Below are 413 nucleotides of genomic sequence, written 5' to 3' on the forward strand. Positions count from 1 at the left end.
CTATACGTTATTAGCAAGTGCAGGGGCGACAGGTATAACTGGTGTCACTGGGGAAACAGGAGTAACGGGTGCAACCGGTATTGCTGGAGTAACCGGAGCCACAGGAGTAACAGGATTGACGGGTGAAACCGGGGTGACTGGTGCAACGGGCACAGCCGGAGTCACTGGAGTCACTGGTGCAAGCATTACGGGCGCAACCGGAGCGACAGGAGTCACGGGATCGACGGGTGAAACCGGGGTGACTGGTGCAACGGGCACAGCCGGGGTCACTGGAGTCACCGGTGCAAGCATTACGGGCGCAACCGGAGCAACGGGAGTCACGGGATCGACGGGTGAAACCGGGGAGACTGGTGCAACGGGCACAGCCGGGGTCACTGGAGACACCGGTGCAAGCATTACGGGCGCAACCGGAG

At 61.3% G+C, this 413-nt stretch carries 1 protein-coding gene; it reads left to right on the plus strand.

Going from position 1 to position 413, the window contains the following annotated elements; all coding sequences use genetic code 11:
* The coding region (locus M3629_RS28555; RefSeq protein ID WP_285889068.1) for a hypothetical protein at nucleotides 1–413 on the plus strand (413 nt) is incomplete at both ends.

The sequence above is a fragment of the Paenibacillus polysaccharolyticus genome (assembly GCF_023714295.1).
GTDB classification, from domain to species: Bacteria; Bacillota; Bacilli; order Paenibacillales; family Paenibacillaceae; genus Paenibacillus; species Paenibacillus polysaccharolyticus_A.